Annotated in this window: 23 protein-coding genes and 1 pseudogene; 2 read left to right on the plus strand and 22 right to left on the minus strand. The window is 71.0% G+C overall.

Going from position 1 to position 26,437, the window contains the following annotated elements; all coding sequences use genetic code 11:
* Positions 1-190: hypothetical protein (locus tag D452_RS0122770; RefSeq protein WP_017546448.1), on the plus strand; the 190-nt coding region annotated here is incomplete at its 5' end.
* A gap of 288 nt (positions 191-478) precedes the next feature.
* On the opposite strand, the gene D452_RS0122775 is transcribed toward D452_RS0122770, so the two are convergent.
* The 11 genes from D452_RS0122775 to uvrC all read right to left on the minus strand — a co-directional run bounded on the left by D452_RS0122775 (position 479) and on the right by uvrC (position 11,407).
* Positions 479-850: an RNA polymerase-binding protein RbpA gene (locus tag D452_RS0122775; RefSeq protein ID WP_083927594.1), complete on the minus strand. Its 372-nt coding sequence runs from the start codon at positions 848-850 to the stop codon at positions 479-481.
* Positions 851-928: 78 nt separating this feature from the next.
* Positions 929-1,165 (minus strand): preprotein translocase subunit SecG, encoded by a 237-nt coding sequence (gene secG / locus D452_RS0122780; protein ID WP_017546450.1) that lies wholly within the window; start codon positions 1,163-1,165, stop codon positions 929-931.
* A 287-nt stretch (positions 1,166-1,452) separates the two neighbouring features.
* Positions 1,453-2,232: a triose-phosphate isomerase gene (tpiA, locus tag D452_RS0122785; protein WP_017546451.1), complete on the minus strand. Its 780-nt coding sequence runs from the start codon at positions 2,230-2,232 to the stop codon at positions 1,453-1,455.
* Between the two features lie 161 nt (positions 2,233-2,393).
* Positions 2,394-3,578, minus strand: a complete 1,185-nt coding sequence (locus D452_RS0122790) for a phosphoglycerate kinase (RefSeq protein WP_017546452.1) — start codon at positions 3,576-3,578, stop codon at positions 2,394-2,396.
* Between the two features lie 127 nt (positions 3,579-3,705).
* A complete protein-coding gene (gene gap, locus D452_RS0122795) occupies positions 3,706-4,710 on the minus strand; it encodes a type I glyceraldehyde-3-phosphate dehydrogenase (protein WP_017546453.1) in 1,005 nt (334 codons plus the stop codon).
* A gap of 327 nt (positions 4,711-5,037) precedes the next feature.
* Positions 5,038-6,018, minus strand: a complete 981-nt coding sequence (gene whiA, locus D452_RS0122800; protein ID WP_017546454.1) for a DNA-binding protein WhiA — start codon at positions 6,016-6,018, stop codon at positions 5,038-5,040.
* Positions 6,019-6,217: 199 nt separating this feature from the next.
* Complete coding sequence (locus D452_RS0122805; protein ID WP_017546455.1) at positions 6,218-6,634, minus strand: DUF488 domain-containing protein; 417 nt, start codon at positions 6,632-6,634, stop codon at positions 6,218-6,220.
* An 82-nt stretch (positions 6,635-6,716) separates the two neighbouring features.
* On the minus strand, positions 6,717-7,694 hold the full coding sequence (locus tag D452_RS0122810; protein WP_017546456.1) for a gluconeogenesis factor YvcK family protein: 978 nt from the start codon (positions 7,692-7,694) through the stop codon (positions 6,717-6,719).
* 347 nt (positions 7,695-8,041) lie between these two features.
* Positions 8,042-8,398, minus strand: coding sequence for a tyrosine-protein phosphatase (locus tag D452_RS29905; protein ID WP_017546457.1), 357 nt, complete (start codon positions 8,396-8,398; stop codon positions 8,042-8,044).
* 64 nt (positions 8,399-8,462) lie between these two features.
* On the minus strand, positions 8,463-9,347 hold the full coding sequence (gene rapZ, locus D452_RS0122820; protein WP_017546458.1) for an RNase adapter RapZ: 885 nt from the start codon (positions 9,345-9,347) through the stop codon (positions 8,463-8,465).
* Positions 9,344-11,407: an excinuclease ABC subunit UvrC gene (gene uvrC, locus D452_RS0122825; RefSeq protein ID WP_017546459.1), complete on the minus strand. Its 2,064-nt coding sequence runs from the start codon at positions 11,405-11,407 to the stop codon at positions 9,344-9,346. Before uvrC ends, rapZ begins: the two co-directional genes overlap by 4 nt.
* 227 nt (positions 11,408-11,634) lie before the next feature.
* Between uvrC and D452_RS0122830 the strand changes: the two genes are divergently transcribed.
* Positions 11,635-12,744 (plus strand): mechanosensitive ion channel family protein, encoded by a 1,110-nt coding sequence (locus D452_RS0122830; RefSeq protein WP_083927597.1) that lies wholly within the window; start codon positions 11,635-11,637, stop codon positions 12,742-12,744.
* Between the two features lie 67 nt (positions 12,745-12,811).
* Here D452_RS0122830 and D452_RS28800 read toward each other — a convergent pair whose 3' ends face one another.
* From D452_RS28800 to D452_RS0122885, 11 genes and pseudogenes are all read right to left on the minus strand, one after another.
* Positions 12,812-13,153 (minus strand): Rieske (2Fe-2S) protein, encoded by a 342-nt coding sequence (locus tag D452_RS28800; RefSeq protein WP_083927596.1) that lies wholly within the window; start codon positions 13,151-13,153, stop codon positions 12,812-12,814.
* 383 nt (positions 13,154-13,536) lie between these two features.
* Entirely contained in the window at positions 13,537-13,905 is a 369-nt protein-coding gene (locus tag D452_RS0122840; protein WP_026129595.1) for a VOC family protein, read from the minus strand.
* Positions 13,906-13,942: 37 nt separating this feature from the next.
* Entirely contained in the window at positions 13,943-14,587 is a 645-nt protein-coding gene (locus tag D452_RS0122845) for an RDD family protein (RefSeq protein WP_017546463.1), read from the minus strand.
* A 157-nt stretch (positions 14,588-14,744) separates the two neighbouring features.
* Entirely contained in the window at positions 14,745-17,579 is a 2,835-nt protein-coding gene (uvrA, locus tag D452_RS0122850; RefSeq protein ID WP_017546464.1) for an excinuclease ABC subunit UvrA, read from the minus strand.
* A gap of 346 nt (positions 17,580-17,925) precedes the next feature.
* Entirely contained in the window at positions 17,926-18,945 is a 1,020-nt protein-coding gene (locus tag D452_RS0122855; RefSeq protein WP_017546465.1) for a TerC family protein, read from the minus strand.
* Positions 18,946-19,344: 399 nt separating this feature from the next.
* A complete protein-coding gene (locus D452_RS0122860) occupies positions 19,345-20,427 on the minus strand; it encodes a glycosyltransferase family 4 protein (RefSeq protein WP_017546466.1) in 1,083 nt (360 codons plus the stop codon).
* Entirely contained in the window at positions 20,424-22,034 is a 1,611-nt protein-coding gene (gene murJ / locus D452_RS0122865; protein ID WP_026129596.1) for a murein biosynthesis integral membrane protein MurJ, read from the minus strand. Before murJ ends, D452_RS0122860 begins: the two co-directional genes overlap by 4 nt.
* Entirely contained in the window at positions 22,031-23,041 is a 1,011-nt protein-coding gene (locus tag D452_RS28805; protein ID WP_017546468.1) for a hypothetical protein, read from the minus strand. Before D452_RS28805 ends, murJ begins: the two co-directional genes overlap by 4 nt.
* Positions 23,038-24,180: a copper transporter gene (locus D452_RS0122875; RefSeq protein ID WP_017546469.1), complete on the minus strand. Its 1,143-nt coding sequence runs from the start codon at positions 24,178-24,180 to the stop codon at positions 23,038-23,040. The genes D452_RS28805 and D452_RS0122875 overlap by 4 nt, the downstream gene beginning before the upstream one ends.
* Positions 24,177-25,349: a putative cytokinetic ring protein SteA gene (gene steA / locus D452_RS0122880; protein WP_017546470.1), complete on the minus strand. Its 1,173-nt coding sequence runs from the start codon at positions 25,347-25,349 to the stop codon at positions 24,177-24,179. Before steA ends, D452_RS0122875 begins: the two co-directional genes overlap by 4 nt.
* A 178-nt stretch (positions 25,350-25,527) precedes the next feature.
* A pseudogene (locus tag D452_RS0122885) lies at positions 25,528-26,437 on the minus strand (DNA repair protein RecN); the annotation flags it as partial.

The following is a 26,437-nucleotide window of genomic DNA, read 5'->3' on the forward strand; positions in this document are numbered from 1 at the left end:
CGTCTACCGGGGGCGGACCATGCTCGACGAGGAGGGGGCCGAGCGGTTCGCGCCGTTGGAGCGTTGGGCCACGACCGTGGCCGAGAGCCTTGGGGGGCCGGTGACCTGGAGGGCCGAGGCCAAGAACGAGCCCGAGGCTCGTGGCACCGTGTGGCCCGGGGAGGTCCTTCAGAACCGCCTGGCGCTCTGAGCTCCGCACTTGGCGCACTGGAACTTGCGGTCGTCGCCGAGAATCCAGTCGTGGTCTCCGCCGGTGGGGCACGCTGACATCGACACCAACTCCTCAGGAAGGGGGCTTCGGGGGTGTGTGTCGGTATCGTAATTCCCACCAGCCACATCAGTCTCCGGAATGAGAAGATATGTCATTCCCTCATGTCTGAAGGTGCTCCTGACATACGTCGGGGCCCGCGACCGGTCTGTGACCGGTGGCGGGCCCCGACGGAACCTGCGCGGCTGGGACACGGCCAGCCGAGGAAATCTAGTTCTGGGAGGCCTTCATGTGGGCCTCGACCGCGGCGCGGTCGGCACGGAGCTTGGCCAGCGCCTCGTCGAGGATGAGCTTGCCCTCCTCCTCGCTGCGCCGCTCCTTCACGTACGCCAGGTGGGTCTTGTACGGCTCGGTGCGCGGCGGCGACGGCGGGTTGGCCTTGTCCTTGCCCGCGGGGAAACCGCAGCGCGGGCAGTCCCACTCGTCGGGAACGGCGGCCTCGCTGGCGAAGCTGGGAATGACCTCGTGCAGGTTCGCACAGTAGAACGGGACCCGGACGCGGGGAGCGGCCTCGCCCCGCTCCGCCTCGCCCATAGGGCCAGCTCCGACTCGGCTGCCACGGATGGCGCTGCCACTACCCACGAAATACTCCTTCAGCGAACTCGCTGCCTGACTTGGGCGAGATTGTCTTGGACGAGGGGTCTGCGGCCGGTCGGCGCGCTACATTCCCCGGTTGATCAGCAGACCGAGGATGACGATCGTCACGATCCACGTGATCCCGATCCCGATGGTCATCCGGTCGAGGTTGCGCTCGACCACGGACGAACCGCCGAGCGAGGACGTGACACCGCCGCCGAACATGTCGGACAGGCCACCGCCCTTCCCCTTGTGCATCAGCACGAGGAGGACCAGCAGCACACTGAGAAGCATCACGAAGATGGACAGACCGAGGATCACACGCTCACCCGTAGCTCGACCCCGCAGCAGGGGGGAATGGACACCTCGATCCCCCTTTTCCCGCCCGGACCAGGACCGACGGGAGGCGTCGGTCCGGAGCGGGTCACGGAAGGAGGAGACCGGGGACGTTTTCGGATTTTACCGTGCCGGTGTCGGCACGGGTGGGGAAACCTCAGGACAGGGGGATCCCCACAGCGAAGTCTAGCCCGAACAGGGCACCCGTCGGGCACCCGGCCCGTCACCCCTGGACGTCGGAGAGTGACGGGCCCGGTCCACGAGACGTTTGGTCAGCCGTTCTCGCCGAAACGGATCACCTTGGCGAATTCGTCGGCCTTCAGGCAGGCACCGCCGACCAGGGCGCCATCGACGTCGGCCTTGGCCATGATGCCGGGGGCGTTGTCGCCCTTGACCGAACCCCCGTAGAGCACGCGGACGGCGTCGGCCAGCTCGGCGGAGTACAGCTCGGCCAGGCGGACGCGGATCGCGGCGCACACCTCCTGGGCGTCCTCGGGGGTGGCGACCTCGCCGGTGCCGATGGCCCAGACGGGCTCGTAGGCGATGACGATCCGCTCGGCCTGCTCGGCCGGGATCTCCTTGAGGGCGCCGTCCAGCTGGGCGAGGACGTGCTCGACCTGCTGACCCGCCTTGCGCACCTCGAGGCCCTCGCCCACGCACAGGAGCGGAACGATGTCGTTCTTGTAGGCGGCCTTCACCTTGGCGTTCACCAGGGCGTCGTCCTCGTTGTGGTACTCGCGGCGCTCGGAGTGGCCCACCAGCACGTAGGAGCACTCCAGCTTGGCGAGCATCGAACCGGAGATCTCACCGGTGTAGGCGCCCTTGTCGTGGGCGGAGATGTCCTGCGCGCCGAACCGGATGCGCAGCTTGTCCCCGTCCACCAGCGTCTGCACGCTGCGGATGTCGGTGAACGGCGGCAGGACGACGACCTCGGCGTTGTCGTAGTCCTTGTCGTTCAGGGCGAAGGCCAGCTTCTGGACGAGCGCGATCGCCTCGAAGTGGTTGTTGTTCATCTTCCAGTTGCCCGCGATGAGCGGCTGGCGCTTGGTCATCCTTGACTCACTTCACAATCGTCGGAGAGGGCTTGTGTGTGCGCCGCCGCAGCGGGGCGGAGGCGCGAGGGGTCTTCGTTCGGGCGCCGAGAGGGTTCCCGCCTCTCCGGGCGCCCGAACACGCGCCACAGCGAAGCGGAGGCGCAGGGCGATCACTCCACTCAGGCGAGGGCGTCGATGCCGGGGAGGTCCTTGCCCTCCAGGTACTCCAGGCTGGCGCCGCCACCGGTGGAGATGTGACCGAAGGCCGCCTCGTCGAAGCCCAGGGAGCGCACGGCGGCGGCGGAGTCGCCGCCACCGACGACGGTGAGGGCGTCCGAGTCGACGAGGGCCTGGGCCAGGGCCCGCGTTCCGCCCGCGTAAGGGGCCATCTCGAAGACGCCCATCGGGCCGTTCCAGAACACGGTCCTGGCGTCGGCCAGCTTCGCGGCGAACAGTTCCTGGCTCTTCGGGCCGATGTCCAGACCCATCCGGTCGGCCGGGATGGCGTCGACGTCCACGTCGGCGTGCGGAGCGTCGGCGGCGAACTTCTCTGCGGCCACGACGTCCACGGGCAGGACGATCTCCACGCCCTCGCGCTCGGCTCGCTCCAGGTAGCCGCGCACGGTGTCGAGCTGGTCGGTCTCCAGCAGGCTGGAGCCGACCTCGTAGCCCTTGGCCTTGAGGAACGTGAACACCATGCCGCCGCCGATGAGCAGGCGGTCGGCGGTGCCCAGGAGGTTGTCGATCACGGCGAGCTTGTCGGAGACCTTGGAGCCGCCCAGCGCCACCACGTAGGGGCGCTCGGGGTTCTCGGTGAGCCGCTTGAGCACCTCGACCTCCGTCAGCACGAGGCCGCCGACGGCGTGCGGGAGCTTGCCGGGCAGGTCGTAGACGCTGGCGTGCCTGCGGTGCACGGCGCCGAAGGCGTCGCCCACGTACAGGTCGGCGAGCTCGGCGAAGCGGTCGGCGAGTTCGCCGCGCTCGGCGTCGTCCTTGCTGGTCTCTCCGGGCTCGAAGCGCACGTTCTCCAGCAGCGCGACGTCTCCGTCCCCGAGGGCGGCGGAGGTGGCGCGGGCGGACTCGCCGGCGGTGTCGGCGGCGAAGGCCACCTCCGTGCCGAGCAGCTCGCCGAGCCGGGCGGCGACGGGGCGCAGGGAGTACTGGGGGTCCGGGGCGCCCTTGGGGCGGCCCAGGTGGGCGGCGACGATGACGCGGGCGCCGCGCTCACGAAGCTTCTCGATGGTCGGCAGGGCCGCGCGGATGCGCCCGTCGTCGGTGATGCGGTCACCGTCCAGGGGCACGTTCAGGTCGGCCCGGACGAACACGCGCTTGCCGGAGACGTCGAGGTCGTCGATCGTCCGCATGCTGGTCTCCTCGTTGGGGTGTCGAAGTCTGGGGCTGGAGGGGTGCGCACGCGACGGCACCCCCACCGCGCCTGGGCGGAAGGGGTGCCGGGTCACGCGTGCGCGGCCACGGGTCAGGACCCGTTGGTCACAGGTTGGAGCCGACCAGCTTGGCCAGGTCGACCAGGCGGTTGGAGTAACCCCACTCGTTGTCGTACCAGCCCAGGATCTTGACCTGGTTGCCGGCGACCATGGTCATCCCGGCGTCCAGGGTGCAGGAGGGCGAGGTGCCGACGATGTCGGAGGAGACGATCTCGTCCTCGGTGTAGACCAGGACGTTCTTGAGCGGACCCTCGGCCGCGGCCTTGAACGCGGCGTTGACCTCGTCCTTGGTGACCTCACGGTCCACGGTGACGACCAGGTCGGTGGCGGAGCCGTCCGGCACGGGGACGCGCATGGCCATGCCGTCCAGCTTGCCCGCGAGCTCGGGGATGACCAGGGCGGTGGCCTTGGCGGCACCCGTGCTGGTCGGGATGATGTTCTGCGCGGCGGCGCGGGCGCGACGCAGGTCCTTGTGCGGGAAGTCCAGGATGACCTGGTCGTTCGTGTACGCGTGGACCGTGGTCATGAAGCCCTGCTGGACACCGAAGTTGTCCTTGAGCACCTTCGCCATGGGCGCCACACAGTTGGTGGTGCAGGAGGCGTTGGAGATGATGTCGTGGTTGGCGGCGTCGTACTTGTCGTCGTTGACGCCCATCACGATGGTGATGTCCTCGCCCTTGGCCGGGGCGGAGATGATGACCTTCTTGGCACCGGCACTGATGTGCTTGCGGGCGTCCTCGGCCTTGGTGAAGATACCGGTGGACTCGACGACGACGTCGACGTTCAGCTCGCCCCAGGGCAGCTGGGCCGGGTCGCGCTGGGCGAGGACCTTGATGTTCTTGTCGCCGACGCGGATGAAGTCGTCACCGACCTCGACGTCGCCCTCGAGGGTGCCGAGCACGGTGTCGTACTTGAGCAGGTGCGCGAGCGTCTTGGTGTCGGTGAGGTCGTTGACCGCGACGATTTCGATGTCGCTGCCGCCAGCGGCGACCGCGCGCCAGAAGTTGCGGCCGATCCGACCGAAGCCGTTGACGCCTACACGGATGGTCACGGAACCAATCTCCTCATATGTCGCACAGCAGTTTCACCCGAGCGTGTGGCTGTTCCGGGGCACCGGACCTGTGGGGTCGGCGCGACCGTGTTGAACAGCGTGAACGCGTAACAGGTGTTCACAAAGAGCCTATCGGAGTGTCGGCGGGGAGCCGTTCTCACCCCCGTCCGGCGACCCGTCGTCCCCTCGCGGATTCGCGACCATCCTGGCACCGCAAAGCTGAGAGGTCTATACCATTTTCGGAAGTTATCCGGGAGTTTTCCCAGTTAACAAAGCCGAACATCGGTGTGACGGTCGTGTTCCGGCGTGGTTGTGCCCCACAACCGGTCAGGGAACCAGCATGTCGGGAGTGAGGTTCGCCTCTGTGCCCTCGATGCCCAGGTCACTGGCCCGCTTGTCGGCCATCGCCAGCAGCCTGCGTATGCGCCCGGCGATGGCGTCCTTGGTCAGTGGCGGAACCGAGAGCTGTCCCAGCTCCTCCAGGGAGGCCTGCTTGTGGGCCAGCCGCAGCTGACCGGCGGCCACCAGGTGCTTGGGGGCGTCCTCCCCCAGGATCTCCAGGGCCCGCTCCACCCGCGCCCCCGCGGCGACCGCCGCCCGGGCGCTGCGCCGCAGGTTGGCGTCGTCGAAGTTGGCGAGCCGGTTCGCGGTGGCCCGCACCTCCCGGCGCATCCGGCGCTCCTCCCAGGCCAGGACGCTCTGGTGGGCGCCCAGCAGGGTCAGCAGCGCGCCGATGGAGTCACCGTCGCGCACCACCACGCGGTCCACACCGCGCACCTCACGGGCCTTGGCGTGCACCTTGAGCCGACGGGCCGCGCCGACCAGGGCCAGCGCCGCCTCCGGACCGGGGCAGGTGACCTCCAGCGACATGGACCGGCCCGGCTCGGTCAGGGAGCCGTGCGCGATGAAGGCGCCGCGCCACGCGGACTCGGAGTCGCAGGCCCCGCCCGCCACCACGTGACGGGGCAGGCCGCGCACCGGGCGGCCGTTGTTGTCGACCAGACCTGTCTGGCGGGCCAGGGACTCACCGTCCTTGATCACCCGCACCACGTACCGGTTGCCCTTGCGCAGTCCGCTCGGGGAGAGCACGACCACCTCGGACTCGTGTCCGAAGACCTCCGAGATGTCCTTGCGCAGCCGCCGCGCGGCCGCGCCCGTGTCGAGTTCGGCCTCGATCACGATCCGGCCGCCCACGAGGTGCAGGCCACCGGTGAACCGCAGGATGGTGGACACCTCCGCCTTGCGGCAGCATGGCTTGAGGATCGCCAGTCGGCTCAGCTCATCCTTCACCACGCCGGTCATCGCCATCGCTGCGATCCTCCCCTTGAACTGGCAGAACACCGGCGCCGCACACCCGGGCGCCGGGGCGCCGCCCAGGGTCACCCCCGGGCGGCTTTCTCGGTGCAGACTACGTGACGCGCGCCTTTACGCCGACCCCCGCACGGCGTGTCGCACTTCCTCAAGCCCAGCTCACAGGCGGCGTGTCGCCCTTCGTGACGGTGTGCGGTCAATTGCTCCCCGACCCCGAGGAGGGGTCCAGGAGCGACTCCAGGTGGTCCCTCAGGACGACGGCGTGGTTGTGCTCGGTGTCCTTGGCCGCGTACAGGAGTGTGACGGGCCCCTTCCGGGCCGCGTCGAGGAGGGGTTCCAGGACCTCCGGGTGGGCCTCCAGTTCGGCCCGGTAGCGGCGGGCGAACTCCTCGAAACGGCTCGGGTCGTGCCCGAACCAGGTGCGCAGGTGCGGACTGGGCGCGGCGTCCTTGACCCACTCGTCCCCGGCGACCGCGCTCTTGCTCACCCCTCGGGGCCAGAGGCGGTCCACGAGGAACCGCGGCCCGGGCGGGGGTTCCTCCCCCTGCCCGGGGTGCTCCTCGGCGCGGACCTCGTCGTAGACGCGTTCCAGGTGGATGCGGTGATCAGCCATGCGACCACCCTTCCCCGTCCCCGGTCACGGGGACCCCAGCACGGCACCAACAACACGGGTGGCCGTACTCCGCGCGTGCGGGTCAGACCTCCAGGACGCGCTCCAGGGCGGCGGCCAGCTTCTCGGCGTCGTGGCGCGGGGAGCCGTCCCCCCGGCTCAGGTCGGCCAGTTCGAGCCGCCCGCCCAGCTGGTGGGCGGCGGACAGGAGCGGGCCGACCTCCTCCACCGTTCCGGTGTCGGCCAGGACCACGTCCACCCCCAGCTTGGGCGCGTGCTCGTTCAGCACCTCGAGGTAGGTCTCGGGACGGAAGTCGTCGGTCTCCCCTTGCTGGGGCGACAGGTTGAGCACGACCAGCCGCTTGGCCCGAGTGGTGACCAGGGCGTGGGCCAGTTCGGGGACCAGCAGGTGCGGCAGCACGCTGGTGAACCAGGAACCGGGGCCGAAGACCACCCAGTCGGCCTCCCGCACGGCCTTGACCGCCTGCGGGCTGGCCGGGGGGTCCTCGGGGATCAACGAGATCGAGCGCACCCGGCCGCTGGTGCTGGCGCACGCCACCTGCCCGCGCACCGTGGTGAGCGCGTCGGGCTTGTCCGGGTCGATCCCGGACACCTCCGCGGAGATCTCCAGCGGGACCGACGACATCGGCAGTACCCGGCCGTGGGCGCCCAGCAGCTGCCCCACCCAGTCCAGACCCGCCACCGAGTCACCGAGCAGTTCCCACAGGGCGACGATCAGCAGGTTGCCGACCGCGTGGCCGTGCAGGTCCCCCTCCGAACGGAAGCGGTGCTGGAGCACCTGGCTCCAGGTGTGCCCCCACTCGTCGTCCCCGCACAGCGCGGCCAGGGCCATTCTCAGGTCCCCGGGCGGCAGCACGCCCAGTTCCTCGCGCAGACGGCCGCTGGAGCCGCCGTCGTCGGCGACCGTCACGATGGCGGTGACGTCCGTGGTCACCCTGCGCAGCGCCGACAGGGAGGCGTGCAGGCCGTGCCCGCCCCCCAGCGCGACCACCCGGGGCGGCCGTGAGGCGTCGTCCCCGTCCGGAGCGGTGCTGTTCGACATGCCTTTGGCCTGCCCCCTCGTCCCGTGTCCGGCGGACGCGTCGGCCCGCCCCGGAGTGGGGGCGTGCGAACGGCCGGCCCACGCCCCCGGCCCGCCGTGTCCCGGCCCCTTCGCGGACCGGCACCAACAATGACCGGGCCAATGTAAGGGAAGACGCCATTATTGGCGATTCGGTTCACCCGGGGCCGGGCGCGTGTCAGTGGGGACCAGGATGTCAGCGGGACTCGCGTCCAGCTGTGAGCGGCCGGAGCACGAGCGTGTCGGAGGCGTGGGTCACATGGGATCGGTGCCCTGGGCTCCCGGTGCGTTCGGGAGACGTCCGGGTGGAGGGCTCCCCGGGGATCCGATCAGCCCAGGAGCCGGGCCCGGATCCGGTCCAGGTCCTCCTCGTCGGTGCCCGCCTCCAGGAGACGGGCCGGCACGTCCAGGCCCCGCAGGACGTCGAGGACGCTGCCGCGCGGCGTCAGTCCGCGGTCGGCCAGCAGGGACGCGATCACCGGCCCCTGGTCGTCCTGCCCCATCGCGGCGAAGAGGGGCGCGAGAGCGGCGGTGGAGAGTTCGTAGTCGTCGGCTATCGCGTCGGCCTCGACCTCCGCCAGGGAGAGCAGCAGCAGGGCGACCAGCCCGGCGCGGTCGCGTCCGGCCCCGCACCGCTGACGGCCGGGGGCGCTGGGGTCGCTCTCCGCCTGCCGGGCCCGGGCCACAGCCACACCGCACGGAGGCTCGGGCCCGGGGGCGCGAACCCCCGGGTGCCGCCTCGAACGCGCGTCACTCCCGGCCCACGTCCCGGTGGACCACGTGCACGTCCACGCCCTGCGCGCGCAGCCGGTCGCCGAACTGCTCCGCCATGGCCACGCTGCGGTGCTTGCCACCGGTACAGCCCACCGCGAGGGTCATGTAGTGCTTGCCCTCGCGCTGGTAACCGGCGATGGTCAGCTTCAGGACCTCCGAGTACGCCTCCAACATCTCCTGGGCGCCGTCCTGCGAGAGGACGTAGTCCCGGACCGGCTCGTCGCGGCCGTTCATCGGCCTGAGCTCGGGCACCCAGTGGGGGTTGGGCAGGAAACGGCAGTCCAGGACGAGGTCGGCGTCGACCGGAAGGCCGTGCTTGAAGCCGAAGGAGACCACGTTGGCGCGCGGGCGCACCTCGTCGCTCTCTCCGAAGAACCCGATCACCCGCGCCTTGAGCTGGTGCACGTTGAGCTGCGAGGTGTCGATGACCAGGTCGGCCTCGCCCCGGATGGCGCGCAGGGTCTCGCGCTCACGCGCGATTCCGTCGGTCAGGCGGCCGTCACCCTGGAGGGGGTGGGGTCGGCGGACCCCCTCGAAGCGGCGCACCAGGGCGTCGTCCCCGGCCTCCAGGTAGAGCACCCGCGCGGTGATGTCGCGCTTGCGCAGCTCCTCCACCGTGGACAGCAGGTCCTCTGTGAAAGCGAGTGAACGCACGTCCACCACCACCGCGACCCGGGGGACCGCCCCGTGGGTGCGGCCGGCGAGCTCGATCATCGTCGGCAGCAGGCCCGGTGGCAGGTTGTCCACCACGAACCAGTCCAGGTCCTCCAGGGCCCTGGCCGCCGTGCTGCGACCCGCACCGGACATCCCGGTGACGATGACCACCTCGGGCGGAAGCTCCCCACCCAGTTCGACCGTCATGTGTCTCCTCCCCCGTCTGTGCCTTGCCTTGCCGTCGCCCCGTCACCCTCCCCATCCCTCCGGCCGGGGCCACCGGACAGATGTGCGTGCACGGACTCGGCCAGTTTGGGACCGATCCCGGGTACCTCCGCGATCTCCTCGACGCTCGCCGAGGCGAGTCTGCGTACCGAACCGAACTCCTTGATGAGGGCGGTCCTGCGCGCCGGGCCCAGCCCCGGGAGTTCGTCCAGACTGCTCCCGGTGAGCGCCTTGGCGCGCTTTTGCCGGTGGTACTGGATGGCGAAGCGGTGGGCCTCGTCGCGGACGCGCTGGAGGAGGTAGAGCCCCTCGCCGGTGCGCGGGAGGATCACCGGATCCTCGTCGTCGGGCAGCCACACCTCTTCCAGGCGCTTGGCCAGACCGCAGACCGCCACGTCCTCGATGCCGAGTTCGTCCAGCGCGCGCCGCGCGGCCTCCGCCTGCGGGCGGGCACCGTCCACCACCACCAGGTTAGGCGGATAGGCGAACTTGCCGGGCGCGGGCTCCTCGGAGGCTCCGCTGCCGCCCGTCACCTCGTGCACCTCGGGACCGTTATCCGCCGCGTGGTCCTCGGGTCCTCCCATGCGGGCCACCTCACCGGTGCGTGAGCTCTCCTCCAGGTAGCGGCGGAACCGGCGTTTGACCACCTCGTACATGGCGGCCACGTCGTGCTGCTCCGCTCCCCCGGCCCCGCTGCCGCGCACGGAGAAGCGCCGGTACTCGGACTTGCGGGCCAGGCCGTCCTCGAAGACCACCATCGACGCCACCACGTGCTCGCCCTGGAGGTTGGAGATGTCGAAGCACTCGATGCGCAGCGGAGCCTCGGACAGGTCCAGCGCCTCCTGGATCTCGTTGAGGGCTCGGCCCCGGGTGCTCAGGTCACCGGCGCGGTGGGTCTTGTGCCGGGCCAGCGCCTCGCGGGCGTTCTTGTCCACGGTCTCCATGAGGGACTTCTTGTCTCCGCGCTGGGGCACGCGCAGGTCCACCGCCGAGCCCCGGTGCTCCGACAGCCAGCTCGCCACGGCGTCGGGGTCGTCGGGCTCGTGGGAGACCAGGACCTCGCGCGGGATCGACGTACCGGTTCCCTCGGTCTCCTCAGCGCCGTCCAGCGCGCCGTAGAGCTGGCGCAGGAAGGTCTGCATGAGCTCCCCGGGGCTGGCGTCGGTCACCTTGTCCACCACGTACCCGCGCTGACCGCGGATCCGGCCGCCCCGGACGTGGAAGATCTGGACCGCCGCCTCCAGGGGGTCGTCGGCCATCGCGATGACGTCGCAGTCGGTGGAGTCGGGCAGCACCACCGCCTGCTTCTCCAGGGCGGCGCGCAGGGCCTCGATGTCGTCACGGATGCGCGCGGCCCGCTCGTACTCCATCTCCTGGGCGGCCTCGGTCATGCGGCCCTCCAGTTGGCGGATGAAGCGACCGGTGTCCCCGGCCAGGAACGAGCAGAAGTCCTCCGCCAGTTCGCGGTGCTCCTCGGGGCTGGCGCGGCCCACGCAGGGCGCCACGCACTTGCCGATGTAGCCGAGCAGGCAGGGGCGGCCGCTGTTGCGGGCCCCCCGGAAGACCCCGGCCGAGCAGGTGCGCACCGGGAAGACCCGCAACAGCAGGTCGACGGTCTCGCGGATGGCCCAGGCGTGCGAGTAGGGGCCGAAGTAGCGCACGCCCCGGCGCTTGGCCCCCCGCATCACCTGTACCCGGGGGAACTCCTCGTTGAGGGTCACCGCCAGGTAGGGGTAGCTCTTGTCGTCGCGGTACTTGACGTTGAATCGCGGGTCGTACTGCTTGATCCAGGAGTACTCCAGCTGGAGGGCCTCGACCTCGGTGCCGACGATCGTCCAGTCGACGTCGGCGGCGGTGGAGACCATCTGCTGGGTACGGGGGTGCAGTCCGGCGAAGTCCCGGAAGTAGGAGGACAGCCGCGATCGCAGGTTCTTGGCCTTGCCCACGTAGATGACCCGGCCGGAGGCGTCCAGGAATCGGTAGACACCGGGCTCGGTCGGGATGGAACCGGGGGCGGGGCGCAGGTGAGGAGTCGCAGCCATACCCCCATTCTGGTCGCTCCCGGGGACAGACGGCCACCTGTCCGTGCGGAGCGCCTCCGTGGAGCGGGTCACTCCAGCACGATCAGTCCAAGCAAACGTCACGATTGGATATCTGCATGGTCTAGGTTGGGCGGGTACAGCCGAACTTCCCGACATGAACGACAGGGGGGCACTTCGTCGTGAATCCGTCCCAATGGATCGCGATCGGCGTCACCGTCGCGGTCTCGATGGCCCTGGTCTTCGTACTCCAGTGGCTGCTCAACCACAAGTTGGGCAAGGTCTGGCCGATGGCCCGCTACGTGGTCTCGCGCTCGGCGGTCACCGCGTACACCGCGGCGGCGGTCGTCGGTGCCAACCTGGCGCTCCCCAGCCGGGGGGACGTGCCCTGGAGCACGTTCCAGACCATCGACCACGCGATGACGATCCTGATGATCGGTACCCTGACCGCTCTGGGGATCAGCCTGGCCTACGCGGCCACGGACATGGTCCTGGAGCGGCTCTCGGTGCGCAACGGCGACGCCGACCGCCGGGCCCGCCGCCTCCAGACCCAGGTGCGCCTCCTGCGCCGGGTGATCACCTCGGTCATCGTGATCCTCGCCATCGCATCGATCCTGTTCACCTTCCCCGAGGTCCAGGCACTCGGAGCCGGGCTCCTGGCGTCGGCCGGTGTGATCGGCATCGTCGCCGGTGTCGCCGCCCAGTCGACCCTGGGCAATCTCTTCGCCGGGCTCCAGTTGGCCTTCAGCGACGCCCTGCGCATCGGCGACGTCGTGGTGGTCGAGGGCGAGTGGGGCCGCGTCGAGGAGCTCAGCCTCGTCAACGTCACCATCAAGATCTGGGACGAGCGCCGCCTCGTGGTCCCCGTCGCCAACTTCACCACCACCAGCTTCGAGAACTGGACCAAGGCCGGGACCAACATCACCGCGAAGGTCCAGCTCCCCCTGGACTGGGAGGTGCCCATCGGCGACCTGCGCGAGGAGACCGGCCGCCTGATCACCGCGAGCAGGTTCTGGGACGGGCGCAGCTGGTCCTGCCAGGTCGTGGACATCACCGAAACCGGTGAGGTCATGGTCCGGGTGGTCGCCACCGCCTCCGACACCGGCAACCAGTGGAACATCGCCTGCGAGATCCGCGAGCACCTGATCACCTGGCTGGCCACCAACTACCCCGAGTCCCTGCCGCGCAAGCGGACGGAGTTCGTCGGTGGCGCGGACGACGAGTCCGACTACGCCGCGCGGTTCCCGACCTCCGCCTTCCGTCGCACGGCCGCCGCCTCCGGCGCCGTCCACGACAGCGGCAACGGTTCGGCGCAGTCCGGCAACCCCGAAGAGGTCTGACCCGCCGAGCACACGACGGAGCCCCACCGGACGCTGTCCGGTGGGGCTCCGTCGTGTGTGACCCCGGTCAGTCGAGGACGATGTCGGTCCCGTCGATGGTGACGGTGAACTCCTCCAGGGGCTCCTGGGCCGGTCCCGTCACGACCTCACCCGAGGCGATGTCGAACTCGCTGCCGTGGCACAGGCAGCGGATGAGCTCGTCCTCCACCTCCTGGACCGTGCAGCCGCCGTGGGTGCAGGCCGCGCTGAAGGCCCTGTACTCGCCCTCCTCGGGCTGGGTCACCACCAGCTTGCTGTGGCTGAACACCGCCCCGCCGCCCTCGGGGACGTCGGTGGTCTGACCGACCACGTGCCCTCGGCGCACCTCCTGTGGGCTGGGAGGCTCACCGCAGGCGCTCACGGCGGTCACGGCGGCGGCCGCCCCCGCCNCTGCTCAACCCGCACCCGCATGTCCTCGTTCCAGCCACGACCGAACGCTCCTCACCTGCGCCTGAATTCCACTACGAATCGTAGTAGGTCGGGTCGGGTGCCGCGCACCGCCCCCTACTCGGAAGCGCCGGGGGTGCTCCCCCGGCGGCGGGCCCTCCCACGGGCGGGGTCCTGTGGAAGCAGGTGCGGTGCAGAGGAACGTCGCCCTCGCATGCTCGTGAGGACGCGACGGCGAAGCGGGTTCGGCTCAGTGAGCTGACCGCCGCACGCGGTTCGGGCGAAGCTCACTCCGGGTGGGACGGCCGTGATGAACCGTCCGGGCGCTCGCGCGGGAAGGGCCACCCGCCCGCTGGCGGCCTGCGGTCACGCCGTGAACTCCAGGCAGAACGGGTGGCCGGCGGGGTCGGCGTAGACCCGGTACATGTTGTCGGGGTTCTCTTCGGAGACGGCCAGCGGACGCGCGCCCAGGGCCAGGACCCGCTCGTGGGCGGCGTCGATGTCCGCGACCACGATCTCGAAGTGCATCTGCTGGGGCCGCTCGGGGTCGGGCCAGGCCGGGGCCCGGTGGTCGTCCACCCGTTGGAAGTCGATCACGGGCCAGGTCCCGTCGCCGATCCCGGCCCAGTCGTGGTCACGACGGGTGACGGGCAGCCCCAGGAGCTCCGAGTAGAAGTCGGCGAGGGCCCCGGGGTCGGGGCAGTCGATGGTCACTGCGCGCAGTCGTCCGATCATGGGCAACAGCCTGCCAGACGAACGGTGGGGGCGGGCCTCACCGCGACCCGACGTCGAGGACCACCGTTCCCGCGATCCTGTCGTGCAGCCCCTGCCGGTTCGGCCTGTCCCAGGCGGCCATCCCGCCGATCAGCAGCGCCATCACGGCGATGAACACGAACCAGAGCCCGCGTGTGAAGAACAGCAGGATCGGCAGGCCGTACAGGGCCGCGCGGACGGTGACGGCGGAGAGGCGGATCGGGCCGAGCCCTCCCTGGGCGGCCAGCGGGGCCACCTTCAGCCCCATCCTGCGCTTGCCGTAGGTCTGCTGCCAGCGGGAGACGGCGTAGGTCTCGTAGGCGGTGTGGAGGACGAACATGACCGGCCAGAGGATGAACCAGAAGCGGTGGTCCAGGTCCTGGGTGGAACCGCCCAGGACCACTTGCGCCCCGGCCCAGGTGAGCGCGAGGACCAGGCTGATCAGGAGCGCCGGAAGCGCGATCACGACCGCGTCGATGCAGCGGGCCGCCGCCCGCGCCCACCAGGACGCCAGCGGGTGGACGACCCCGGCCGCCGGTGGCACGGGCCCCGCCGCCGAACCGCCCTCGGGTCCGGGTGTCCCGGCCGGTCCCGGTGCGGGCGGACCGTCCTGCGGCGGTCGCGTCCCCCACTGGTGACCGTTCGGGTGCGGTGAGGCGTTCATGGGAGAGGTCGACCTCCGGAGTGACGGGGGATGCGGGCCTGGCACCCCCGACTGTACCGACCGCCGCGCACGCCCCGCCCGGCGTCTCGGGGCCTTCCACGACGCGGCCCCCGCACGGTGCCGTGCGGGGGCCGGTGGTGGATCGTCGGGGATCCGGTCAGAGCATCTTGGCGAGGAACTGTCCGGTGTAGGACTCCGCGACCGAGGCGACCTCCTCGGGGGTGCCCTCGGCCACGACCGTGCCACCGCCGGACCCTCCCTCGGGGCCCATGTCGATGACGTGGTCGGCCGTCTTGATGACGTCGAGGTTGTGCTCGATGACGATCACCGAGTTCCCCGTGTCGGTCAGCCGGTTGAGGACCCCCAGCAGCTTGCGGATGTCCTCGAAGTGCAGACCGGTGGTGGGCTCGTCGAGCACGTACACGGTCCTGCCGGTGGAGCGGCGCTGGAGTTCGGCGGCGAGCTTCACCCTCTGGGCCTCCCCTCCGGAGAGCGTGGTGGCGGGCTGGCCCAGCCGCACGTAGCCCAGACCGACGTCGGCCAGCGTCTGGAGGTGGCGGCGGATCGCGTTCACCGGCTCGAAGAACTCCAGGGCCTCCGAGATCGGCATGTCCAGCACCTCGGCGATGTTCTTGCCCTTGTACTTCACCTGGAGGGTCTCGCGGTTGTACCGGGCGCCGTGGCAGACCTCGCAGGGCACGTACACGTCCGGCAGGAACTGCATCTCGATCCTGAGCGTTCCGTCACCCGAGCAGGCCTCGCAGCGGCCGCCCTTGACGTTGAACGAGAACCGGCCGGGCTGGTAGCCGCGCGTCTTGGCGTCGGTGGTCTGCGCGAACAGCTTGCGCACGTGGTCGAAGACCCCGGAGTAGGTGGCCGGGTTGGAGCGCGGCGTGCGGCCGATCGGGCTCTGGTCGACGTGCACCACCTTGTCGACCTTGTTCATCCCGTTGACCCGCAGGTGGCGGCCGGGCACGTCGCGCGCCCCGTTGAGCTCCTTGGCCAGGGCCTTGTACAGAATCTCGTTGACCAGCGTGGACTTGCCCGAACCGGACACGCCGGTGATGGCGGTGAACACGCCCAGCGGGAAGGAGACGTCGATGCCGTGCAGGTTGTTCTCACGGGCGCCGCGGACCACCAGCTCGTGCCCCTTGGTCAGCGGGCGCCGTGTGGCGGGCAGCTCGATGGCACGTCGTCCGGCCAGGTAGTCGCCGGTGAGCGAGTCGGCCGAGGTGAGGAGTTCGTCCACGATGCCCGAGACCACCACGTGCCCGCCGTGCTCGCCGGCGCCGGGGCCGATGTCCACGACCCAGTCGGCCGCGCGGATGGTGTCCTCGTCGTGCTCGACCACGATGAGCATGTTGCCGATGTCGCGCAGCCGCTGGAGGGTCTCCAGCAGCCGGGCGTTGTCGCGCTGGTGCAGGCCGATGGAGGGCTCGTCCAGGACGTACAGCACGCCCACCAGGCCGGAGCCGATCTGGGTGGCCAGCCGGATGCGCTGGGCCTCGCCGCCGGAGAGCGAGCCGGAGGAGCGGGCCAGGCTCAGGTAGTCCAGGCCCACGTCCAGCAGGAAGCCGAGCCGGGCGTTGATCTCCTTGAGCACCTGGGCGGCGATGACCATGTCGCGGTCGGAGAGCCGGAGCCCGGCCAGGAAGGCGGCGCTGTCGCCGAGCGCCATGGAGGCCACCTCGGCGATGGACTTGCCGCCCACCGTCACCGCGAGGACGACCGGCTTGAGCCGGGTGCCGTCACAGGTGGGGCAGGGCACCGAGCGCATGTAGCCCTCGAGGCGCTCACGGGTGTGGTCGCTCTCCACCTCGGAGTGGCGGCGCTTCACCCAGGGGATCACGCCCTCGAACTCGGTGTAGTAGGAGCGGTTGCGCCCGTACCGGTTGCGGTAGCTGACGTGCACCTGGGTGTCGTGGCCCTCCAGGATCGCCTTGCGCGCGCGGCGCGGCAGCCGCTCCCAGGAAGTGTCGGTGTCGAACCCCACGGCCTCGCCGAGCGCCTTGAGGATCCGCTCCCAGTAGCCGCCGTTGGGACCGCCGGACCAGGGGGCGATGGCGCCCTCGGCCAGGGTCCTCTCGGGGTCGGGGACCAGCAGGTTCGCGTCGACCTCCATGCGGGTGCCCAGACCGGAGCAGTCGGGGCAGGCGCCGTAGGGCGCGTTGAAGGAGAAGGAGCGCGGTTCGAGCTGCTCGAAGGAGAGGTCGTCGTAGGGGCAGTAGAGGTGTTCGGAGAAGACCTTCTCCCGCTCGGGGTCGTCGGCCTCCAGGTCCACGAAGTCCAGGACGATGGTGCCGCCAGCCAGCTTGAGCGCCGTCTCCACCGAGTCGGTGAGCCGCCCGTTGGCTCCGGGCTTGACGCTGAGCCGGTCCACGACCACGGCGATGTCGTGCTTGTCGTAGCGGCCGAGCTTGGGCGCCTCGTCCAGCCGGACCGACTGGCCGTCGACGACGGCGCGGGTGTAGCCCTTGGACTGGAGGTCCTTGAAGAGCTCGATGTACTCGCCCTTGCGTCCGCGCACGACCGGTGCGAGCACCTGGAAGCGGGTACCCTCGGTCATCTCCATGACCCGGTCGACGATCTGCTGCGGCGTCTGCCGGGCGATCTCGCGGTGGCACTCCGGACAGTGCGGAACGCCCACGCGGGCCCAGAGCAGGCGCAGGTAGTCGTAGACCTCGGTGATGGTGCCCACCGTGGACCGCGGGTTGCGGCTGGTCGACTTCTGGTCGATGGAGACCGCCGGGGACAGGCCCTCGATGAAGTCCACGTCGGGCTTGTCCATCTGGCCCAGGAACTGGCGGGCGTACGCCGAGAGGGACTCGACGTAGCGGCGTTGGCCCTCGGCGAAGATCGTGTCGAAGGCGAGCGAGGACTTGCCCGAACCTGACAGGCCGGTGAACACGATCATGGAGTCGCGGGGCAGGTCCAGCGACACGTCCTTGAGGTTGTGCTCCCGTGCTCCACGGACCACGAGTTGTTCGACCATCGAGTGAGACATCCTTCGGCTCTGACGCACAGGCGCGGACCACGTCGGAGAGACGTCGGTGGACCCGTGTATGGCTTCGCGTTGAGGCGGTCGCGGACCCCTCGGGGCCGCCGCGGCTCCGGAATCGGGCCGCTCAGGAGATGTCGGGGAGTGGTGAGGCGACTCCCCGTTCGACAAGACTAACGATCACCCGGGGCCGTTTCTTCCGCCGCGCGAAAATGGTGGCGCCCCGACGCGTGAGCGCCGGGACACCACCACTATAAACGAACAACCGTTCGAACGATGCTGGTTTCCACAGTTCCCGGGACCGGGTCGCGGGAACGTCCGCGGACGGAGTGGTCCGGGGTCAGGAGCGGTCGGCCGTGTCCCGGCCCTGGCCCTCGACCTCGGCCCGGCGGCGCTGGTCGATACCGGACTTGACCAGGCTGCCGACGATGGTGACGGTCATGATGCCCAGGATGACGGTGAGCGAGGTACCGATGCCGATGTCCACGACGTGCACACCGTTCTCGTGCAGGGCGTGCAGGATCATCTTCACGCCGATGAACACCATGATCGCGGACAGGCCCCAGCTGATGTAGGCCAGGCGGTCCATCAGTCCGGCCAGCAGGAAGTACAGCTGGCGCAGCCCCATCAGGGCGAAGGCGTTGGCGGTGAAGACGATGTAGGCGTCCTGCGTGAGGCCGAAGATGGCCGGGATGGAGTCGACGGCGAAGACGAGGTCGATGACGCCGATCGCGACGATCACCAGCAGCATCGGGGTCACGTGGCGGCGGCCGTCGAGCTTCACGGTGAGCTTGGCGCCGTGGTAGTCCTTCGTCACGGGCCAGAAGCGCTTCACCAGGCGCACGACCGGCGTCTGCGTGAAGTCCTTCTCCTCGTCGTCGCCCTTGACGTGGTCGCGGACGATCTTGTAGCCGGTGTAGATGAGGAAAACGCCGAAGAGGTAGAAGACCTCACTCCAGGCGTTGATGACCTGCGCGCCCAGCACGATGAAGAAGCCGCGCATGATGATCGCGATGACGATGCCGACGAGCAGGACCTCGTGCTGGTACTTCTTCGGGACCGCGAACGCGGTCATCAGAAGGTAGAACACGAAGAGGTTGTCGATGCTCAGGCTCTTCTCGGTGACGAACCCGGCAAAGTACTCGGCGCCCGCCGTCGGGTTGCCGAAGTACATGACCCCGAACCCGAACACGATGGCGATGCCGATGTAGAAGACGGCCCACCAGGAGGCCTGCTTGATCCCGAACTCCTTGGGACCCTTGGTCTTGCTCCACGGGTGGTCGACGATCACGAGATCCAGGGCGAGGATCAGCACCATGGCCGCGATGGTGGCGGCCCACACCCACAAGGGAACGTTCACGGACGGATTCTCCTCCGGTTGGTGCGCGCGAGCGTTTTGCACGCACGGCGAATAACCGGAGGTCTCTCCCGCTCACGTCCTAAGAACGTGAACCGACGGAACCGGGAGAACGTCGTTGTACTCCGTGATGACGGCACCGCCGCGACAGGGATACTCCCCTCACGTGGTGAAGCAGGCGCGTAGAGCGCACCAGTACAGGTTACGCCATTCGAGCCGGTTCTCAGCATGACATCAAATTCCTCTCTGAGGAAGTCACCCGCGCGGCGGTACCCGTCACTCCCCGGAGACACATCATCCGCACCCGCCGGACATCCGGTGCCACGTGTGACCGTGCTGTCCCGCGGGCACCGGTCCCCCGGCGCACCGCGACGCGTTCGGGGGCCCGGCGCACCGCGACGGTCACCAGGGCGCCACCGACTTGTACACCGCGCACGCCGCCTCCACCGCGTCCTCCTCCGAGGGCAGCCTCCGCGCCGCCTCCCGGGAGCGGGCCCGCAGGTCGGCGGCCAGGTCCGGGTCGTCCAGCACCCGGCCGACCGCCGCCGCGAAGGCCGCGGGATCGCCGGGCGGCACCATCAGCACAGTCCCCGCGTAGAGGTCGGGGATGCCGCCCACTCTGGTGGAGACCACCGGCAGCCCGGCTCGCAGGGCCTCCATGATGACCAGCGACGGGCCCTCCCAGTGACTCGTCAGGCAGAAGACGTCCGCCGCGGCCAGCAGGTCCGCCACGTCGCCCCGGTGTCCGAGCATGCGCACGTCCACCCGCATCTCCGCGGCGGCGTCGTGCAGTTCCCCCCACAGCGGCCCGTCCCCCGCGATGGCCACCACGGGTTCGGGGACCCGGTTCGAGATCGCCGGGGTCGCCGCCAACAGGGTGTCCAGCCCCTTCTGCTCGGCGAGCCGGGCCACCGTCATCAGCAGCGGACGGCCCGGCTCCACCGCCAGGTCCGCCCGGGTCTCCTCACGCCCCTTCAACGGCGTGCCCGTCTCCGGGGCCGCCACCACGGCCATCCGGGCGTCCTTCGCCCCCGCGGCCGAGAGCCTGCGCACGAGGTCCCCGGAGACCCCCAGGACCACCTCCGCGCGGTGGGCCACGATCCGCTCGAGAACGGGGTAGACCGTGCCCAGGACTCCCCCGACCACGGGCGGCGCGTTGTGCGCGGTGACCACCAACGGCCGCACCCCGGCGAGCGCGCACAGGGCTCCGGCCCGCAGTCCGTGCGCGTGCACCACGTCCGCCCCGCGCAACAACGAGTGCAGGCGCAGCACCACCCCGGGGTCGCCCGGGGAGGGTGAGGGCCCGATCGGCACCGGGGCGAAGCGCATGCCCAGCGACGAGAACCCGAACTCCCGGTCGGCCGAGGGCGGTCCGACCACCGCCACACGGAACCCCCGGTTCATCAGCCCCTCACCCAGCGAGCGCACGTGGCGGCCCACCCCGCCGCTGACCGTCCCCACGACCAACGCGATCCTGCCGTTCACCGTGTTGCCCTCCCTCGTTCGCGAATGTTCCGAGCACGGTCCGCCACCGTGCGCAGCGCGGAGCGGTCCACCAGGACCGCCACCGCCCCGAAGACCGCCATCGCCGCGCATCCCGCGGCGACGGCCACGAGCGCCGTCCACCAGATCCCGCCCCCCGGGGACCCCGCCATCGCCGTGGCCGTCCATCGCCCGACCAGCCATCCCGCCACGCCGGCGACCAGCGCCGCGCACAGGGACCGGACCAGGCCGGACAGGGAGACGGTGCCGTGGACCCGCGCCACCCCTCCGCACAGCAGGACGGCGGCCAGGCTGAGTCCGGTGGTGCTCGCCGCGCCCAGCCCGGCGATGGACCACCCCGGTGGCAGCGCCCACACCAGCCCCACGGCACACGCCATCACCACCAGCCAGCCCACGACCTGCGCGGTGGCCGCGGAACGGCCGTGGTGGGAGGCGTACAGCGCCCGGCTGAGCAGCGCCACCAGGGCGAACCCCACCACCCCGGGGGCGTAGGTCAACAGCGCGCGTTCCAACGGGGCGGGCTCCACCTGGGCGAAGACCGCCGCCAGCGGTGCGGCCGCCGCAGCCAGGGCCGTGCCCACCCCCGCGGTGATCACCACGCAGGCCCGCGCGCTGCCCGAGAGCAGCCGGGCGAAGCCGTCCCGGTCTCCCTCGGCGTGGGCCACCGCCAGCGGGGTGAACGCGCTGGTCGCGATGGGAACGGCGATCACCCCGTAGGGCAGGGTGAACAGCGCCCACGCGTAGCTGTAGAGCACGGAGGCGCCCGCTCCCCCGCCCCAGTTGGCCAGTGCCACCGAGAGCAGCAGGCTCACCTGCATGGCCACCAGCGGCAGCAGCGAGGCCAGAGCCAGGGAACGCACGCGCGCACCCACACCCGGGGGGAAGGTCAGGCGGGGGCGCAACCGCAGCCGCAGCCCCCCGGCCGGTCCCAGCACCGTGAGGAAGAGCGCCACCACCCCTGCGGTCGTGCCCAGGGAGAGCACGAGTTCGGCGGAGACCGGCAGGGCGTCGAGGTCCTGCCGGTGGTCGGCGCCCAGGGGCACGAACACCAGGTAGGCGGCGATGACCACCAGGCTGGACACCAGGGGCGCCAGGGCCGGGGCCAGGAAACGGCGGTGGGACTGGAGGACGCCGTAGAGGACCGCCGCGAGCCCGTAGAAGACGATCTGCGGAGCGAACACCACCAGCATGCGGGCGGCCAGGCCGACCAGGGCGGCGCGGTCGCAGCCGGCCCCCGCGCCCAGCAGCAGGGTCATCGCCGGGACCGAGGCCAGCGCCAGCAGCGCGGCCAACGGCAGGGAGAGCAGCAGCACCCAGGTGACCAGCGCGGAGGCGGTGTGCCGGACCTGGTCGTCGTCGCCGCGTTGGACCGAGGCGGCCAGGACGGGGACGACCATGGCGGTCAGGGCTCCGCCGATGACGATCTCGAACAGCACCGCAGGGAGCTGGTTCGCGGTGACGTAGGCGGTGCCCAGGCAGGTGTCGCCGACGGTCTGGGAGAAGACGACGGTGCGGCCGAACCCGGCCAGACGGGCGCCCACGGTGACCACCGCGATGAGCGCCGCCGCCGTGGCGACCCCGCGCGTCACCCCGGGGCCGGTGAGGCGGCGGAGCGCCGTGCCCGCGGTACGCGCTCCGGCCCGTCCTGGGCCGCCCCCCGCCGGCGTCCCGTTCCGCCCGACGAAGGAGCCCCGGACGGAGTGCGGTCGGCCGTTCGCCGATCGGGCCCGGCGGCACCGGCGTCCGCGCACCCCCACCGGTCCAGCCGGTTCAACAGCGGCACGCGCTCGATCACCTGGGAGAAGCTGACCCGCTCGCTGGCCAGGGTCAGGCCGACCACCCCGCCGAGCAGGGCCAGGCGGACCGGTCGCGGTGCGCGGGCCGCCGCGGCCACGCCCAGGGCGGCGCCGAGCGCGTTGGCCCCGGCGTCGCCGAGCATCGAGCGTTCGGCCAGGTCGTCGGGGAGCAGGGCGGCCGAGGCGCCCAGCACCGGACCCACCAACGGTGCGGCCGGGGAGGCGAGCGCGGGGGCCGAGGCCAGCAGCGCGAACTTCACGGCCCGGCCGGGGCGCAGGTCGAGGAGGTTGACCAGGTTGGCGCTGGCCGCGATCAGGGCTCCGTCCACCAGGGTGTCCAGCGGCCCCCTGCGCAGCAGGGAGGCGGCGGCCAGCCCCGTGGCTCCGATCCCCGCCATCTTGACCGTCCCGGTGGTGACCTCCCCGTGGGCGAGCGCGCCCAGGTGTCCGCGCAACCCCTTGGCTCGGGTGTTCCCGGCCAGGTCGTCGTAGGCGCCGAAGGCCGCCGAGGCCGCCGCGGCCAGGGAGGTGGCCGCGCGCACGCGCGGGGTGAGTCCGGGGGCGAGCACGCAGGCGGCACAGATCCCCGAGGCGAGGGCCGGGCCCTCCTTGAGGGTGACAGTGCGGCCCCGGAAGTTGACGCGCTGCCAACTCGGGGAGCGGTCGCCGTCCCGGTCGAGCATCCGGTAGGCGGATCGGGCGGCGAGGGCTCCGAGCACGGCCCCGGTCAGGCCTCGGGCCGCCTGCGACACCACGGAGGTGCGCGGCGCGGCCGCCCGGGGCGTGCGCGCGGGCCTCACTCTCCGCTCCGGGGCGCCCTGCGGCGGGCCTCGTCCTCGTTGCCGGACTCGGCCACCGCCTCGGCTTCGGCGTCGGCGTCGGCTTCGGTCTCGGCGGTCTCGACCGGTCCGGGCAGCGGGTCGGGCAGGAAGCCGACCACACCCTCACCGATGCCGTAGGCGGAGCCGGAGCCGTCGAGGGAGTCGGCCAGGGCGAGGACGGCGACCACGTCGCCGGTGGAGCGCCCCACCACGTCCACGGTGGCGTGGGACGGTTCCTGGTCGCGCGCGAGGGCCACCAACCCGCCAGGGCGGCCCGAGTCGGTTCCCCCGGCCAGGACCGTGGGTCCGACCTGCCGGTGCAGCGCCGCGGTGAGGCTGCTCAGGGCGGTGTTGACGCGTTCGGCGTCCTCTTCGGGGGCGTTGCTGGCGGGGGCCACCACGATCAGGGCGTCGGCCGACGCGGCCGGGGAACCCTCGACCGTGAGCAGGCCGCCCTCAGAGAAGGCCGACAGCACGGCGCTGGCGTCGTGGCCGGTGTCCGGAGCGTCCGTGGCCCCGGTGTCGGTCTCGCCGTCGGCCTCGGTGTCGTCGTTGTCCCTGTCACGGCCCTCGGTCGCCTCGGCGTCCTCGGTCTCCGCGGATTCCTCGACGCCCTCCTCGTCCGGGACCGCCAGCGCGTGACCCAGCGCGGTTCCGGCCTTGTCGTAGGGGTTGCCGGAGAGGTCGCCCGGATCGGCGGCGACCTGGAGGGCGAGTTCGTCGACGAAGGTGGAGCTGCCGCTGTCCAGGAACGATTCCTCGAACAGCACTCGGCCCGCGACCGAACCGCCGGCCTCCTCCACGCGGCCGCCCAGGGCCTGCACGACCTCCTCGTCCGCCCCGGGCGCCGCGACCAGGACCACCTCGCGGTCGAGCAGGCGCTCCTCCAGGACGTCGGCGGCGACGGCGTCGGTGAACTGGTCCGCCCCGGTGTTGAGCAGTTCGGAGTCGTCGCGCTCGGCGCGCAGCTCCTCGCTCTGCCCGCGCAGGTCGGCCGTCTCGGACTGGAGGGTGTTGAGCAGCGGGTCCTGGAGCATCGTGGTGCCCAGGACCAGACCAACGGTGAGTGCGAGGAACACCGCGATGATGGACACGAGGTGATAGCGGAAGTCGATCACGTGAACAGCCCCGTCATCCAGTAGACGAACGCGTCCCAGCGCGCCGCGAGAAAGGTGAGATAGACCTGCCCGGCCGGTGAGCTGTAGGCGGCGACCAGGATGGTGAGTAGGCACGCGGCCACCAGGCCGAGCAGTGCCCACGGTGAGATGCGGGATCGGTAGAGGCGGCTCACGCCCTTGGCGTCCACCAGCTTCCCGCCGACCCGGAGCCGGGTGAGGAAGGTGCTGGCCATCCCCGACCGGCCCTTGTCGAGGAACTCCTCCAGGGTGGCGTGGGTGCCCACCGCGACGATGAGGCTGGCACCCGAGCCGTCGGCGAGCATCATCGCCACGTCCTCGCTGGTGCCGGTGGCCGGGAAGACCACCGCCTCGTGGCCCAGGTCGGTGAGCCGTTGGAGTCCGGGGGCGCGGCCGTCGCGGTAGGCGTGCACCACGAGTTCGGCGCCGCTGGTCAGGGCCTGGTCGGAGACGGAGTCGAAGTCCCCGACGATGATGTCCGGACGGTACCCGGCCTCCATCACGGCGTCGGCTCCCCCGTCCACCGCGATGATCACCGGGCGGAACTCGCGGATGTAGGGCCGCAGCGCGACGATGTCCTCGCGGTAGTGGTAGCCCCGCACGACGATCAGGACGTGGCGCCCCTCCATGGAGGTGCCGATCACGGGGATGCCGATGCCGTCCAGCAGGAGGTCGCGCTCGCGTTGGAGGTAGGCCATGGTGTTGGCCGCGAAGGCCTCCAACTGGGTGGCGAGCCCGGCGCGTGCCCCGGCCATGGCGTCGGCCACGCTCTCCTTGTCCTGACGGACCCCCCGGGCGACGACCTCGTCGCCCCGGTAGAGGACAGCGCCCTCCAACCGCAGCCGTTCCCCGTCACGGACGCGGGTCAGGATCTCCGGGTCGACGTCGTCCACCAGGGGGATACCGGCGGCCACGATCATCTCGGGCCCCTGGTTGGGGTAGCGCCCGCTGATACTGCGGGCGACGTTGAGCACCGCCGAGACCCCGCAGCCCACCAGGGCCTCGGCGCTGACCCGGTCAAGGTCGACGTGGTCGATCACGGCGATGTCGCCGGGTCGCAGCCGCTTGGTCAGGTTCTTGGTGCGGCGGTCCGAACGGACGGGCGCAACCAGCCCGAAGGGGGCTTCCGCTCGCGAACGGCGGAATCGCATTGTGGCTCTGAGCGCATCCGATACCTTCATCGGTGGCATACTGTCAGAACTCGAACACGGTAAGTTACTACAGTCGACTGGCGGGCGTTTTCTGGGCAAACCACCCAGGCCGTGACGCCGACGGTGGCCGCGCCCAAGGGGCACGGCCACCTCCGCGACTCAGTCCTCGCAACCGGGGTCAGCCAGCCGGGTAGGCGCGCTCCGGATCGGCGTTGTTCATCAGCTCTTCCGCGTGGGCCCGACCCAGCTCGGAATCCTCCAGCCCCGCGAGCATCCGTGAGAGCTCACGCACCCGCCCGTCCCGGTCCAGCCGGACCACGCCGCTCTCCGTCACCAGGCCCTCGGTGGACTTCTCCACCACCAGGTGGGCGTCGGCGAAGGCCGCCACCTGCGGCAGGTGCGTGACCACGATCACCTGCGCCAATCGGGCCAGACGGGCCAGACGCCGGCCGATCTCCACCGCGGCCTTGCCGCCGACACCAGCGTCCACCTCGTCGAACACGAAGGTGGGGACCGGGTCCGCTCCGGCGAAGACCACCTCGATCGCCAGCATCACCCGCGACAGCTCACCGCCCGAGGCCCCCTTGTGCAGGGCCAGCGGCGGCGAACTCGGGTGCGGGGCCAGCAGGAGCTCGACCTCGTCGCGCCCGTGCTGCCCGAACTCCTCACCCGTGGTGATGCGCACGCTCACCCGCGCGTGCGGCATGGCCAGCGCGGTCAGCTCCTCGGTGACCGCCGCGCCGAACCGCTCGGCGGCGCCGGATCGGATCCCGGTCAGCTCGGTGGCGGCCTCGTCCAGCCGCGCGTACAGCTCCTCGGCCTCCGCGCGCAGCCCCTCGATCCGCTCGTCGTCGCCGTCCAGCTCCCCGAGGCGCTTGGCGGCGTTCTCCGCCCAGGCCAGCACCTGATCCGTGGTCTCGCCGTACTTGCGTGAGAGCTGTGTGAGCAGGGACCGGCGCTCCTGGATCACGGCCAGCCTGGCCGGGTCGGCGTCCACCGACTCGGCGTAGGAGGCCAGCTCGGTGGCGGCGTCGGTGAGGATGTACGACGCCTCGTCCAGGCGGTCGCCGATGGCGGCCAGGGCCGCG

It is taken from the genome of Nocardiopsis prasina DSM 43845, assembly GCF_000341265.1.
GTDB lineage: Bacteria > Actinomycetota > Actinomycetes > Streptosporangiales > Streptosporangiaceae > Nocardiopsis > Nocardiopsis prasina.